The 15,010-nt window shown below is 33.9% G+C and carries 10 protein-coding genes and 3 pseudogenes; all 13 read right to left on the bottom strand.

Annotated features, from left to right (window positions below):
* Positions 1–94 precede the first annotated feature (94 nt).
* Positions 95–583 (bottom strand): tRNA (uridine(34)/cytosine(34)/5-carboxymethylaminomethyluridine(34)-2'-O)-methyltransferase TrmL, encoded by a 489-nt coding sequence (gene trmL / locus TI10_RS19095; protein ID WP_049584937.1) that lies wholly within the window; start codon positions 581–583, stop codon positions 95–97.
* 195 nt (positions 584–778) lie between these two features.
* Positions 779–1,477 carry a class I SAM-dependent methyltransferase gene (locus TI10_RS19090; protein ID WP_049584936.1) on the bottom strand — a complete coding sequence of 233 codons (699 nt, stop codon included), beginning with the start codon at positions 1,475–1,477 and terminating at the stop codon, positions 779–781.
* Between the two features lie 581 nt (positions 1,478–2,058).
* Entirely contained in the window at positions 2,059–3,087 is a 1,029-nt protein-coding gene (gene galE / locus TI10_RS19085) for a UDP-glucose 4-epimerase GalE (protein ID WP_049584935.1), read from the bottom strand.
* A gap of 36 nt (positions 3,088–3,123) precedes the next feature.
* Entirely contained in the window at positions 3,124–4,998 is a 1,875-nt protein-coding gene (locus TI10_RS19080; protein ID WP_049584934.1) for a polysaccharide biosynthesis protein, read from the bottom strand.
* Positions 4,999–5,007: 9 nt separating this feature from the next.
* Positions 5,008–5,619: a sugar transferase gene (locus tag TI10_RS19075; RefSeq protein ID WP_175445352.1), complete on the bottom strand. Its 612-nt coding sequence runs from the start codon at positions 5,617–5,619 to the stop codon at positions 5,008–5,010.
* The gene (locus TI10_RS19070; RefSeq protein ID WP_049584933.1) at positions 5,620–6,777 is read right to left on the bottom strand and encodes a DegT/DnrJ/EryC1/StrS family aminotransferase; all 1,158 of its coding nucleotides are present in this window, start codon (positions 6,775–6,777) and stop codon (positions 5,620–5,622) included. It abuts the gene before it with no gap.
* Positions 6,770–8,014 carry a glycosyltransferase family 4 protein gene (locus tag TI10_RS19065; RefSeq protein WP_049584932.1) on the bottom strand — a complete coding sequence of 415 codons (1,245 nt, stop codon included), beginning with the start codon at positions 8,012–8,014 and terminating at the stop codon, positions 6,770–6,772. The genes TI10_RS19070 and TI10_RS19065 overlap by 8 nt, the downstream gene beginning before the upstream one ends.
* Positions 8,015–8,047: 33 nt before the next feature.
* Positions 8,048–8,887: pseudogene (locus tag TI10_RS24200) on the bottom strand (IS30 family transposase).
* Between the two features lie 291 nt (positions 8,888–9,178).
* Positions 9,179–10,258: a glycosyltransferase family 4 protein gene (locus tag TI10_RS19060; RefSeq protein ID WP_049584931.1), complete on the bottom strand. Its 1,080-nt coding sequence runs from the start codon at positions 10,256–10,258 to the stop codon at positions 9,179–9,181.
* Positions 10,255–11,381 (bottom strand): annotated as a pseudogene (gene wecB / locus TI10_RS19055) (non-hydrolyzing UDP-N-acetylglucosamine 2-epimerase). The gene TI10_RS19060 and the pseudogene wecB overlap by 4 nt, the downstream one beginning before the upstream one ends.
* A gap of 123 nt (positions 11,382–11,504) precedes the next feature.
* The gene (locus TI10_RS19050; protein ID WP_162202315.1) at positions 11,505–12,590 is read right to left on the bottom strand and encodes an EpsG family protein; all 1,086 of its coding nucleotides are present in this window, start codon (positions 12,588–12,590) and stop codon (positions 11,505–11,507) included.
* A gap of 97 nt (positions 12,591–12,687) precedes the next feature.
* A complete protein-coding gene (locus TI10_RS19045) occupies positions 12,688–13,899 on the bottom strand; it encodes an MATE family efflux transporter (RefSeq protein WP_139180542.1) in 1,212 nt (403 codons plus the stop codon).
* A gap of 7 nt (positions 13,900–13,906) precedes the next feature.
* Positions 13,907–15,006 (bottom strand): annotated as a pseudogene (locus tag TI10_RS19040) (DegT/DnrJ/EryC1/StrS family aminotransferase).
* Between the last annotated feature and the right edge of the window lie 4 nt (positions 15,007–15,010).

Raw genomic sequence — 15,010 nt, 5'->3', positions numbered from 1 at the left:
ACGCAAAGAGGAAAAAACTGCCGTGATATGGTCAATAACACATTAAACCATTGCAGGAATGTGTAGTGATATTAGGCATATTTATATTGACGCACTATTTTCTGATGATAGCGCCCTGATAATCCAGTTGCCGCCAGGCTTCAAAAACAACAACGGCAACTGAATTGGAAAGATTCATACTGCGACTGTTTGCGAGCATTGGGATACGAATTTTTTGTTGTGATGGCATATTATCCAATACATAAGGCGGTAACCCTCTGGTTTCCGGCCCAAACATTAAATAATCCCCTGCTTGATAACTTATGGCGCTATGTGCCGGTGTTCCTTTTGTTGTGAGAGCAAACAAACGAGCAGAAGACTCTCCTGCTAATCCTTCATTCTCTAAAAAAGTAAAATAATCATGATGTTGTTTAATATTGGCAAACTCATGATAATCCAGCCCGGCTCGACGTAGCCTTTTATCATCCCAGGTAAAACCCAGGGGCTGAATTAAATGCAATTGAAATCCGGTGTTAGCACAAAGACGAATAATATTACCGGTATTAGGTGGGATTTCAGGTTCAAATAAGACGATGTTTAGCATAATGCCCCCCAGAAACAAGGGGCACAGGTTAGCAGAAATCAGAAGGGGATGCAGGGGGATCTTCATCGATATTCTTATATCTGTTGGAAGATCTTTCCCTGTTGAGGTACTCGATTGTATTGTCAGTAAACTTAAAAGTGAAAAAACATCACTGGATATAATCCAACATACTAAATTTTTTAGAAATTCTCTGGATTATTTTTTTGCCACACCGATTATAATATAGTGCCAATGTTTAGGAACGACTTTATTTAGAACTTTATTATCTAAACCCCCTAAAAATTTTCTTTGAGATTCATTCCTGCCAAACGTAGCGAGGAAACCTAATGTTGTATAATTAACATTTGAAAATGCTGACAGATACTCGGTCATTTCGTTGACAGTAACATAGCCCCAAGCATTCCCCCAATTAACATAATTTTTTCTGAGAAATTTATGCAATGGCGATGCAACCAAATTTTCTGCAAACCAAAATTCACCACCTTCTTTTAATGAATGGAAAATCTGATTAATTGCCTTTTTTTGTGCTGATTTATTTGAATTATAACCAATACCCCCTAATACTGATTTAAACATAACGATATCAAAATGGTTTCTATATTTAATATCTAACGCACTTAATTTACCATATCGAATTCTATTTTCTATATTATAACGCTTATGTTTCTCCTGTGCCTTTGGAGTAGGGCCATTTAGATCAGTACATAAAACATTACCTCCATTTAATGCTGCCCACAGTGATAATCCACCATTTCGGCTTCCTAGCTCTAGAATATTAGCTGAATTTAATTCTAGGTTAGAATGGTCCTGCCAATATTGTAAGGCATGACTCCAATTACATATATCCCACTCTATGACATCATTGAGTAGCTCTCTTGAATTTTCTGTTTTCATAAAATGACCAATAGATTAATTATTTTAATAATACTTTTATAGTGAATTATTAAGATCTAGTGATAGATTATTTTTTAATGATGGTATTTTAGGAAAAGATTACGGGAGGGCTTGCTTAGCAGGAATTTCAGATAGATAGGCTGTATTCATCGTTGTTTTTGTATCAGTTTCTCCTTAAACATTTTCGTGTTATTCAGTATATTCACTGCAATATGTTTTATACGAGATAGCAACTCTACTTGAATTGGGAGCGCCTAACGGTTTTTCCATCTGTGGTACCCCCAGAGTTCTTCGTTAGTTAACGGTAAATATTCATCCATTCAATGAAACACTTTTGGAACTGTTCGGAGTTGAAACGGCTTTTTGTGTCATAAGTTGGAATACCCTGTTCAAATTCACTCTATTGCTTTAACTATCCTCAACGTTCGACACCAAAATCTTCAATTTCTCCCCAGTCTTTGGCGCCAGCAAAATAACGTCACAATTATTAACGGCAGAATATCTGCCAGCTTATAGTTATTTGCTGTTCTGGCTAAGATTGTGAGTAACCGAGTGGTTGCTAAATCAATCGTAAAAGGCTTTTAGCGTTTTTCCCCTGAGCGAAAACCATGAGGATTATTCTTCTGCCAATTCCAACTATCACGCATCATATCATCAATATTGCGTGTTGCTTGCCAGCCAAGGATATTGCGAGCTCTGGACGGATCAGACCAACACTCAGCAATATCCCCAGGACGTCTATCTGTAATTTTATATGGAATATCTTTACCTGATGCTTTTTCAAAAGCATGAAGTAGTTCAAGTACAGAGTAACCAGCACCTGTTCCTAAATTAAAAACTTCATAGGATGGCTGCTTATTCAGATAGTCAATAGCGGCAATATGGCCTTCAGCCAAATCCATCACATGAATATAATCGCGAACACCGGTGCCGTCTTTAGTTGGGTAATCGTTGCCATACACTGATAAACATTCCAGACGATCAATAGCAACTTGAGTGATATAAGGTAACAGGTTATTGGGAATACCGTTAGGATCTTCGCCAATTATACCTGATGGATGAGCACCAACAGGATTGAAATATCTTAGACTGGTGATTTTGAAACTTGGTTCGGCAGCGGCAAAATCTTTTAGAATTTGCTCAACCATTAGCTTGGAGGTGCCATAAGGGTTAGTTGTACCACCAACTTTAGCATTTTCCGTGAGTGGTACAAATTCAGGATCACCATAAACCGTTGCGGATGAACTGAAAATCAGCTGATGTACGCCATTAGTGTGCATAGCCTGCAACAGAACCAAAGTACCAGTAACATTGTTTTGATAATACTCAAGAGGCTTTCTGGTGGATTCGCCAACTGCTTTTAAACCTGCGAAATGGATAACGGTTTCAATTTTATTTTCTTGGAAAATCTTATGCAATAAATTCAAATCAAGCATATCACCTTGATAAAATCTCACTGATTTGCCAGTGAGTTTCTCAACTCTATGAAGAGATTCTGGTGATGAATTGAAAAGATTATCGATAACAACAACATCAGCTCCTCTTTCCAGAAGCGCTAATACTGCGTGTGAGCCGATGTAGCCAGCTCCACCGGTGATTAATATGGTCATATTATTTCTATTTTAGTGGGTTAGAAGGCTTAGATACTACTTTAAAATATCGTAAATGTGATCTTTGGGATGAAAATCAATGGGGGAGTCGATAAGGATCTTCCTAATATTTTCAAAATCATAATTCTCACAAGATAATTTTAGGTCACTTAATAGCGGATTTAATTTATCCCAGGTCAGAAAAACTTCATTGGCTGTCATTATTCTTGGGTGATTGGTGCCAGAAACATTATCACCAATTAAGAGCTCTTCATAAAGTTTTTCACCAGGTCTTAATCCGGTAATTTTGATCTCGATATCGCCATGAGGATTGGTTTCATCTTTCGCTGTCAGTCCGGAAAGATGGATCATTTTTCGGGCGAGATCATAAATTTTTACTGATTCTCCCATATCCAGAACAAAAACATCGCCATTATTGCCCAGTGCCCCGGCCTGGATGACTAATTGGGCGGCTTCTGGGATTGTCATGAAGTACCGGGTGATCTCTTTGTGGGTGAGGGTTATCGGTCCACCACTTTTTATTTGTTTCTCGAACAGGGGGACAACGGAACCGGATGAACCAAGAACGTTGCCAAAGCGGACAATTGAAAATTTTGTATAACTATTCTCTTTAGCAAAGGCTTGTAGTATAAGCTCTGCAAATCTTTTAGTTGCTCCCATTGTATTTGTCGGGCGAACGGCTTTATCGGTAGATATTAATACGAATTTATCAACTTTTTGATTTGTGGCAGCCTTGGCAAGTGAGAGGGTACCAAAAATATTATTATTAATGCCCTCTATGGTATTCATTTCTACAAGGGGAACGTGTTTATATGCAGCCGCATGATATATTGTGTTAATGTTGAATTTGTTTATTATCTTATTTATCTTATCTGAGTCTTTTATATCACCTAAAATTGGAATAATGGTTATATTAAATGCTCTTTTTAGATTTATTTCTTGTAGCTCTTTTTCTATTGAATAAAGACAGTACTCAGTTAACTCAAATAATATCATCTGAGAGGGAGATTGGGTTATAATTTGCCTGCATAGCTCTGAACCTATTGAGCCGCCAGCGCCTGTTATAAGGACATTTTTATTTCTAATGTTTTTGCTCAGTAAATCTTGTAATGGGTTAACTTGTGCTCTTCCTAAAAGGTCATCGATAGAAACTCGTTTGAGTATATTTATTTGTGCTTTTCCTTCAACCAGGTCATTGAAGCTTGGAATTGTGAGTATTTCACAATGTTCTTTTTGGAGTCTTTCAAGTATCTTCTTTCTATCAGATATTGAAGCACTGGGTATAGCGAGTAATATTTTCTTTATACTATACTTTTCTACTAAATATGTTATTTTTTCTGGAGGAAAAACACAAACCCCAAGAATAGATAAATCATGTAATTTAGTGTTGTCATCAATAAAAGCAATAGGGTTAAATTCTCTATGTTCTTTTAATATGGGTAAAAGTTGCCGGCCAGATTCCCCTGCTCCATATATAATCACTGGTGAGCCTTTATCTTTTAATATATTACGTAGCGTTCGGTATAAAAACCTTGTACCACAGAGTGATATTACCAGAAAAGATAAATAAATAATAGGTACAGTTCTGGGTAAAAATGCTTGCTGATATAAAGAAATTGAAGACAATAATAGAGAAGATAGAAATGAACCAACGATAGCCCATTTTAATATACTCATATTAACATATTTTATTATAGATCTATAGAATCCAATTTTTAAGAAAATAAATAGTGTGCAAGGTATGGTGAATATAATAGCTAGCCAATGTTGTAAGCTATAGATTGGTACTTCTCTATCAAGACGTAACCACATGCTTAGCCAATATGAAATACTGATCATCAGTATATCTACTGCTAGAAGAATCACGGTCTTTATTAATCTATCTCGGTTGAAAACTATTCTTTTATTCATGGTTTTTAATTACCTAAAAACTATTTTATAAAATGTTTTAAAAATAATTCTCAGGTCATATAATAGTGAATTATTATCAATGTATTCTAAGTAATACTTGGTTTTAATCGGCATAATAATATCGATATATGCCTGATGAGGATCTTCATATCTACTTAATATCTGATTTTCATCGATCATTTCTATGGAGGCTAAATCTGTTATACCGGGTTTCACAGATAATATTTTATTTCTTACATCATCTGGATATTTGTTCATAAATTGTGGGACTTCGGGTCTAGGGCCAACTAAGCTCATTTTTCCTTGGATGACATCAATGAGCTGTGCTAATTCATCAATTTTATATTTGCGTATAAATTTTCCAGATTTTGTAACACGGAGATCATTACCTATAGTGAGTTGTCCTTTTTGTTCTGATCCAGTAGCCATACTTCTGAATTTGTGAATATAAAAAGACTTATTATATTGGCCTACACGTTTTTGCCTAAAAAAAATGGGCCCTTTTGAGTCCATTTTTATCCAAATAGCTATCATAATTAAAACGGGAGAAAGGAAAACTAACCCAATTGAAGATAAGATTAAATCAAAAATTCTTTTTATAATTGAATACGTTATTTTCATTTATTCAATAATCTCTTTAATTGCGTTGACAACATAGATTTGGTCTTCTTTTGTCATTTTTGTATATAAAGGAATAGATACAATCCTTTTAAAACTTTCTTCCGCTATGGGGAAATTATTTTTATCTAGAGAGTAGCTATTTTTCCATATTGGTTGTTTATGTAGTGGAATAAAATGGACAGAACAGCCGATATTTTTTTCTGCCATTTTTATAATAAAGTCATCTCTTGATATTTTGACTTCATCATTTAGTCTAATAGTGTATAAATGCCAAGCGTGTTGACTATTAGGTTCTTTGGGTTTTGTGGGTAAGGTAATGGGCAGGTCTTTTAATTCATTATCATAAAATTTGGCCATTGTTTCTCTTTTCTTCTGAAAAGAGTCTATTTTCTGCAATTGGTGAATACCAATGGCAGCACAAATATCGGGCATGTTATATTTGTAGCCTGGTTCAATCACTTCATAATACCAGGCAGGTATTTTAGATTGATATCTATCAAAGGCGTCTTTGCTAATGCCGTGGAGACGCATTATTTTTGCTCTTTTTATGATATCTGGATGTCTGGAGACTAGCATGCCACCTTCTGCTGTCGTCATCGTTTTATTCGCGTAGAAGCTGAACACAGTGACATCGGTGTCTAGCGTGCCAATTTTCTTTCCCTTGTATAAAGTCGGAAAGGAATGGGCGGCATCTTCAATGACTCGCAGATTAAATTTTTTAGCTATCCCAATGATGGCATCCATATCACAGGATAACCCCGCAAAGTGTACCGGCATAATCGCTTTAGTTTTGGCGGTTATGGCTTTTTCTATTGCTGTTGGATCAATATTCAGGCTGTCAGGTAAAGAATCGACAAAAATAGGGTGAGCTCCCAGATAACGGACAACTTCTGCGGTTGCCGTAAAGGTGTAGGTAGGAACGATAACTTCATCACCCGGCTGAATACCAATGGCTTCCAACGCTAAATGCAATCCCGCCGTTGCTGAACTTACCGCAATGGCTTCAACATCAGAATCTAAATATTGCGCAAAATCTTGTTCAAATCTTCTGGCCTTAGGCCCGGTGGTTATCCAACCTGTTTTAAGTGAGTCGATGACTTCATCAATTTCAGATTGTCCAATTTCAGGTAATGCGAAAGGAAGGAATTTATTATTCATGGTTGATTATTGCTTTTAGAAATTTCTCTGATAGGACATTATATGTGTGGTTTTTCAATACATATTTTTTACCGTTATTTCCTAATTCAATTTTCTTTTCCTTTGAGAGTTTGTTTAATTTAAGTAATCCATTTGCAATGGCTTGAGGAGATTCGGGTAGGGTAGATAATCCACAATTTGCATCTGCAACAATATCATTACCAGCTTCTACAGAATGTAATACTATACATTTCGCCATCATATAATCTATTAATTTATTCGGTGAAATTCCAAATCTATATATAGATTTTCTATTCCAGCCTATATAGGCAATGTCAAATAATGGAAGTAGAAACGGGATCTGCGTTTTAGGTATTGGATCACAAAAAGTAATGTTTCTTAAATTAAGTAAATTAGCTTGTTTTATTAGATTTCCTTTTTCTAATCCAGAGCCCACTAATAGGAAATGAAAGTTTTCATTTTCTAATAATTTTGCAGCATCAATAAGGTAATTCATAGCATTAGGTTTTCCAAGAGATCCAGCATAACCCACAATAATTTTATTTTCTGATTTATAGTAATCGATTACTTCTCTAATATGAGAAGTAATAGGAGAAATATTTTTAATATTCCAATCTTCTTCAACTATACCATTAGGTATGATATTTAACTTTTTTAAGTCTAGGCCATGAGCTTTCATGTGAGCATGTACATTGGGAAGCATCGAAATTACAGTATCTGAATGGCGATAAGCAAAATTTTCAGCAAATTGACATAATCTTATGAAAGGATGCTTTGGGGACATACCTCCTATTTCAATAGGAGATAGTGGCCATAAATCGTGAACTTCATATATTAGCTTTGCCCCAGATTTCCTGGCTATATGTTTCGCGACCAATATATCTAATGGATATGTACTGGAAGCAATGACAACATCAGGTTTAATTTTATTAATATTCCTTTTCTTATTTAAATCTAGAAAAACTTGAAATAAAAAAGAAAAAATGTTCATTACCCGAGAAATCCCGTTCCCATTATATAACCGGGTTGGATACCAAATATAATTTATACCATTAATATTCTCTTCAGTAATCTTATTACCTACATTAGGTTGCCTAGCTCTTACATGGGAAAATGAGGATGCCAATATGGTTGTTTTATGCCCATACTTCAGCCATTCCTGTGCCAAGTAATATGGTCTAAATTCCATCCCATATTTTGGACTTCCGGCATAATGGTTAATATATAATATATTCATAGATGGTAGATTCACATAATAAGTGCAATATAGTTAATCTGGAAGTAAACATGTTCGTATACCCTTAAATAATTCATTCGATGTTTTCCCACCCCGTGTTTTTCGGGGGAGATGATTTAATTGGTTTACCACAAAATTTATTTCCTGATAAGAGACTTCATTAAAATCAGTTTTCTTTGGAAAGTATTGTCTAATTGACCCATTGATATTCTCATTGATCCCTCTTTCCCAAGGCGATAGTCTTAACCCTTTGTTTTAACGGATATAATACTTTCACCGCCGCTTTTGTGACTTCTGATGCCCGCTTGCCATCCAGTTTAACAATAATTGTATACAGCATTTTACGGTCAACCAGGGTTAATAAGACACTTTTTTCTCTTTCCTAATTATCGTATCACTTTCCTAGTCGCCGATACGCTCTTCTTTATCAACGATTTCCGGGCGCTTATCTTTTTAATTTTGCCTCTTTTTTCGTAGCAACCATAGCGTTTGCGATAGGGTTTTCTGGCAATTCGCAGATGTTGCCATAAATCACACCCTCTATTTTATCTTGATAAATCAGTCTATAAACCGTCTCATGATGCAAAAATATCCCTTTATGTTGCTTCAAATAATCAGCCACCTGTTCAGAACTTAAGTCTTTCCAAATTAACCGTTTTATCCATTTTTTACTGCTGGTGTTATTTTCACGGCTTTCTTAGCAAAATGACGACGTGCCAATCCCTTTAAATGAGCCTGTTCGGGGCAGTATGTCTGGGCTTCTAATTCTCTACTGATGGTCGACGGGCTTCGCTTAAGTGACTCAGCAATGAAACGCTGTGAAAAACCTGCTTTTTTTAAACTGGAAATCGGGTATCTTTCTGTCTCAGTCAGTTATGTATAGGCCATAGTGCATTTTCCTGTGGCGGGAAAGATGCCTACTATAGCAACTGACCACCTTTCTGGAAAATTGCACTTATTAGGTTAGGCGAATCCGCCTTGAGCATGTAATTCGGTTTAGAAGTATTTGATTAGCCTATTAAAAAGTATATCGGAAATCTTATAGTCAAAATACTATTCTATATTTATGGTAATATTCTAATAAACTTTTAATTATGTAATAGTATTCTTCATTAATTATGAATGACCATTTATTATAATATTAATTTTTCTATTCCAATTTGTTTATGATTTAAAGAAAACATGTAACTCTTCTTTTGCTAAAACAGTTGGAGAGAATTTGGTATTTTTCTTAGTGACTTTATTGATCTGATTAATAAAGACTAAATCTATCTTATAGGTGGGAAAATCAGTATTACTTATAAATAGACATGAATTGAAATCACTCAACATCTCTTTACATATAGGCAAATCAGATGTAATTATAGGCATACCATAGGTTGCCATTTCACACATCATTACACCTTGGGCATCTAGTCTAGTTGGCATTACTGCCGCTTTATACTGGTTTAGTATATCAGGTATATCTTTCTGGTGAATAAATGTTTCTATATGAATAACATTTTCAGGTTTTTTATTGTATTTGAAGAAGTTACCTTTTCCATAAATAGTAAAGGTGTAATTCGGATTATTTTTAGCTAATGCTACTACTAAATCCACACTATACTTACTACCATCTAATGGCCTAATTGTGACAAAATCACCTTTTTTGCTTGATTTTATATCGAAAGATTTTTCGAAGAAAATGATATTTGAAGAATTATTGATGATATATGCATTTTCTTCAATATTGAGATTTAAACATGATAGACTGTGTTTCTTCATCCATTTACTGACAAAAATCAATCGTAGATTACTCATATGTTTTTTTATAAAAAAGCGTAAACAAAATAGCTTAAAATAATCATATAAATTTTGCGAGTATTTTTTTATGGTAGATTGTTTTGATATCCATAGATAAGGAGATGGATAATACTTATTTATTTTTAATGTTTCGTGCCCGTGAAATATGAAAACTAGCTTTTTTATCTTATGCATTTTTAGAAATAAAAAATTTAAATGATGTCTTATATTTGGAGCATGTGAAACAATACAATCATAGTCATCTAAACTATTCTGCTTGAAATTTTTTTTATTATATACAGTTATGCCTTCAAAGATATAATTCTCGGTGGCTGAAAAGTTTAATACATGTACGTCAATCCCTAATTTTGAATATTCAATATTACGGCTATGTACAAAGGACATCGCGTATACGTTAATTGACGATGGATAATTCTCTACGAGGACTAAGATTTTTTTCATAGGATTATTTCTCCTTTTGAAATTATTTCACAAATTTGTTTTGCAGCTGTTCCATCACCGTAAGGGTTACATATAGTTCTTAATTCTAGATATAATTCGTAATTTTCTAATAAATTAGATGTGATGTTAATAATTTTTTCTATTTCTGTTCCAACTAATATTGCTGTGCCTGCTGAGATTGCTTCTGGCCTTTCTGTCGTATTTCTCATCACTAAAACTGGCTTACCTAAAGAAGGAGCTTCTTCTTGAATTCCCCCCGAATCAGTCATAATTAAGTAGCTCTTATCCATGAGATATACAAAGCGATCATAGCTTTTAGGTTCTATTAAGTGAATGTTAGTTTGATGTCCTAGTATTTTAGATACGGGACTTATAACGTTAGGGTTTAGGTGAACAGGATAAACAAATCCAATATGAGGGTATTTTACTGAAAGAGCATAAATTGCCTTGCATATATTCTCAAATCCCACTCCAAAATTCTCTCGACGATGTCCTGTGATTAAAATGAATTTAGTATATTGATTTAGGAAACTGAATTCATAATCAAATTGCTCTTTTAAATTGGATTCATTGATAACATTTTTCATATACAGCAATGAATCAATGACGGTATTTCCTGTAACGTAAATTCTATTTTCGGGAATGCCTTCAGTTAATAGGTTATTTTTTGCCATCTGTGTAGGAGCAAAGTGTATAGATGCTAAGTTTGAAACCATTTTTCTATTACCCTCTTCGGGCCAGGGGGAATATATATTGTAGGTTCTCAAACCAGCCTCTACATGAGCAATTTTGATTTGTTGATAATATGCAGCTAAACTTGCAGCAAATGTGGTGGTGGTATCACCATGAACTAATATCAAATCTGGTTGATACTTTTCTAGTTCAGGTTGTAGTTTTTGAAGTATGCTTTTTGTAATTGATGTCAGATCTTGTTTTTTTCCATTATATTCAAATCAATATCTGGATCTATTGAAAATAGGTTCAGGACTTGATCTAACATATCTCTATGTTGGCCTGTAACACAAATAAGCGTTTGGAATTTTTTGTTATTCTTGAGTGTTTTTATTAGAGCAGCCATCTTAATAGCTTCTGGTCTAGTTCCAAAAATAATCATAATTTTCATAGAATTTTCTTAAATTACCTTAATAATCAAGAGGAGTATTCCTCTTAGAGATTAATCTATATCTAAAATTTATTTAATATAAGTTTTATGTGATCAGTGTGTAATGAATAGTTGATTTTTGATCTAAATCCCGCTCTGTCTTAATAACTCTTGCTGTTTTGATTTGGTGATATATGGTTGTTTATCACCTAATAAATAATTTTTATATGGCAAATATAGATTAATATGATTTGAGTTGGAATATATTGAGTGTCCATAGTTTATTATAATATATAAAAATAGAATTAAGCTATATAAACGCTTTGACCTAAGCGACAGCTTCCTATATATCATTATTAGAATAATAGGTTCACAAATTCCAAACATTAACAAATATCTTGATGCAATGAGTTGATTAGAAAAAAATAGACCATATAGGCAGAAGGATAATATAATTACTACCCAGCATATATATATATATCCATCTTTGTTCTTAATTTCTTTCTTAAATACGTAATAGAAAAAAAATATTAATAATATTTTTTTTATTAATTGGAATGTAATCCTCACACTACCAAAGCGAGAATAATTAATGATTTTAGATAAATAATAGTTAGAGTTTAATATATTAATTACGTATTCATTTTTAGAGAGTGAAATTAGTAATAACCCTGATATGATACTGATAATCAAGGAAACTCTTAGATATTTTCTTTGAGTTAAGATAGGTAGAATTAAAGCCGGCATTAAAGATTTATGGAAAAGAATGCCTAGTATTATAACTATATAAAATGTTATATATTTTCTTTCTAATAAGTAAATAGTGGCTAAAAATAGAAATGATGTTGCAATAGAAAATCTTATTGAACCTAAATCTAGATATACTAAAAATGTAGAGAAATATAATGAAAAATAGTATCCACAATTAATATGAATAAATTTATTGAGTCTTTTTATTGCTAAGAATTTTATTATAATAGATAAAGATGCGGCCAGTAAAAAAAGATAGAATTCATCTTCTGTACATAGTTTTATTAAATAAGCTAACCAAAAAAAACCAGGCTCTAAAATAAGTATTGGGTTTTTTATATCTATATCATGGAAATAATAATAATAAGAATAATAATCTCCGCGTGAAATAGAACATGATAAGCCTATAGTAATAATAATAAAAGATAATAAATAAATAATGAGTTTATTTTTAAAATAATATTGTTCTAATAATCCCATAAAAAGCATCATGAATAACACAGTATAGTAGTAAGGCATATATTCAATAATCCATTTTATAATAGTGATTTAATGATGTTTTTAGAGTCTAATATTATTAGACTTTTTTAGATAATAGCTTGATTAAGCTATATGAGAATATAATAGTAGTGATGATATCACAAGCTAACCAGCAAATGGCAATACTTGTTAAATTCATGGGAAGTAAGGATATCATTGATAATATTAGTACTAAACATAATAATGCTTTAAATATATATATTTTTGTATTTAACCTGAAGTATCCATGTGCAGCTGAAAAGCAAGATAGAATATTATTACTAAATAAGAAAAATGCCGCACATACTAGAATTTGCGTACTTAATACGGCAATTTTAATATTATATCCAAATATAATTGGTAGGATGATTGGTATTATAGCCGCGAATATTAGACTGATTGGTATTAAAAAAATTCCTATCTTTATAAATTTAAACAATTCTTTTTTAGATATATGAATGTTTTTTGTTTTTGACCATTTATTGAAAAATATAGGAGATATCATGTTTAATGGTAAAGCAAACATTAAATATCCATAAATAGCAATATTGAAAGCTCCGATGTCATCATGTGAAAAATTGTTTAATTTCATCAACCAAAAAGTACCCATTGGTAGTAAAGTTATAGCTAAACTTTGTAGAAATACATTATTCCCATTTTTTAGAACTAATTTCCAAGGGATTTTTTTTTCTTTTGTATTATCTGGAGTATATGTTAAAACTAATAATGATAAAAAAGATACCCCCCCTGCTAATAAATATATTTCAACTAACATTAAATGTTGAGATTCTACTAAATTTATTATAATGCCTAGTAAAAGGCATATAGCAGGTAATATACTTACAATAGCAAAAATAGCTCCATCATTCTTTGTTAGTAAAAGACCTCTAAGTAGACCATGCCCTACCAAAAAGCTAACCGACATACCTAAAAAAATATATGAGTTAATATTAAAGTTATTAATGATTGTGTTCTGGCTAAACCATACATACGCAATAATACTAGACAAAATTGTAACAATGCCAATGTAACTGATACTAAATTTCCACAAAGGTTTGGGGGGGAAATTTAATTGATTAATGATATAAATAAAACTCTGGGGGAAACCAAAGCAACCAATGACAACCATCAAGTCAATCCATGATTTTACTAATGCAAATTGTCCTTGTGCAGATAATCCATAATAGCGATTAATTATCCAGATCACCAAAAAAGAAGATAAAGTTCCTATAGATTGTAAAATAATTGAGGAGGAAATTTTTTTTAACATGTCAATTTCAAATGTATCCTATTTCTTTATACCAATCCAACATTAGAGAAGTTATTACCTTTATATTTTTTTCTTGTAAATAAGGATGCATCGGCAAACTAATCACTTCTTGTGCAACTTCGTCACCAACAGGCAGAACACTATGGCTGGCCACCGCCGGTTGTTTATTGAGGGGAATAGGGTAATGTACAGCGGTGGGAATGCCTTGTTCTTTTAATTTGTGTTGTAATGCATCGCGGTTTTTAACCCGGAGAGTATATTGGGCATAAGCGGAGAGATTGTGTGGCTCTATATATGGCGTGGTCAGGATGCCGATGTTATTCAATGCCTGATGATAGTTTTCCGCCACCGTCTGACGTAGTGCCATTTCTTCCTCAAATATCTCCAGTTTGGGCAGCAGAATAGCCGCTTGCAGAGTATCTAAACGGCTGTTCACCCCGACTCTGACATGATGATATCGGCGGTCTTGCCCATGACGGGCAATCTGACGAATAATTTTCGCCAGCTTTTCATCCTGGGTGAAAATAGCGCCGCCATCCCCGTAACACCCCAACGGTTTACTGGGGAAGAAACTGGTACAGGCAATGGTGGTGAGGTTACAGGAGCGTTTGCCTTTATAAGTCGCGCCAAAACTTTGGGCCGCGTCTTCGATGACGGTCAGGTTATATTTTTCTGCGATGGCATTAATTTCATCAAAATCGGCACATTGGCCGAATAAGGAAACCGGCATGATGGCTTTGGTTTTCGGGGTAATCGCCGCTTCGAGCTGCGCGGGATCTAAATTGTAGGTCGTGGGCTTGACGTCAACATAAACCGGCACCCCGCCCAGTAGCGCAACGGTTTCAGCGGTGGCAATGTAGGTAAAGCCGGGGTAATCACTTCGTCGCCGGGTTTAATGCCAATCGCCATTAAGGCAATTTGCAGGGCGTCGGTGCCATTGGCGCAGGTAATGCAATATGGCGCCCCGGTGTATTCAATCAGCCTTTCTTCTAATTCGGCTACTTCGGGCCCTAAGATATATTTTCCGTGTGTGAGGACTTTCTGGATATTCGCGTCAATTTTATCTTTAATTCTCAGTTGTTGTGCTGCCAAATCAGTAAATTGCATGCCT

Origin of the sequence: Photorhabdus luminescens subsp. luminescens, assembly GCF_001083805.1 — a bacterium.
Lineage (GTDB): Bacteria > Pseudomonadota > Gammaproteobacteria > Enterobacterales > Enterobacteriaceae > Photorhabdus > Photorhabdus luminescens.
The sequence above is the reverse complement of the archived record's forward strand: the minus strand, read 5'-3'. Positions and strand labels throughout refer to the sequence as shown.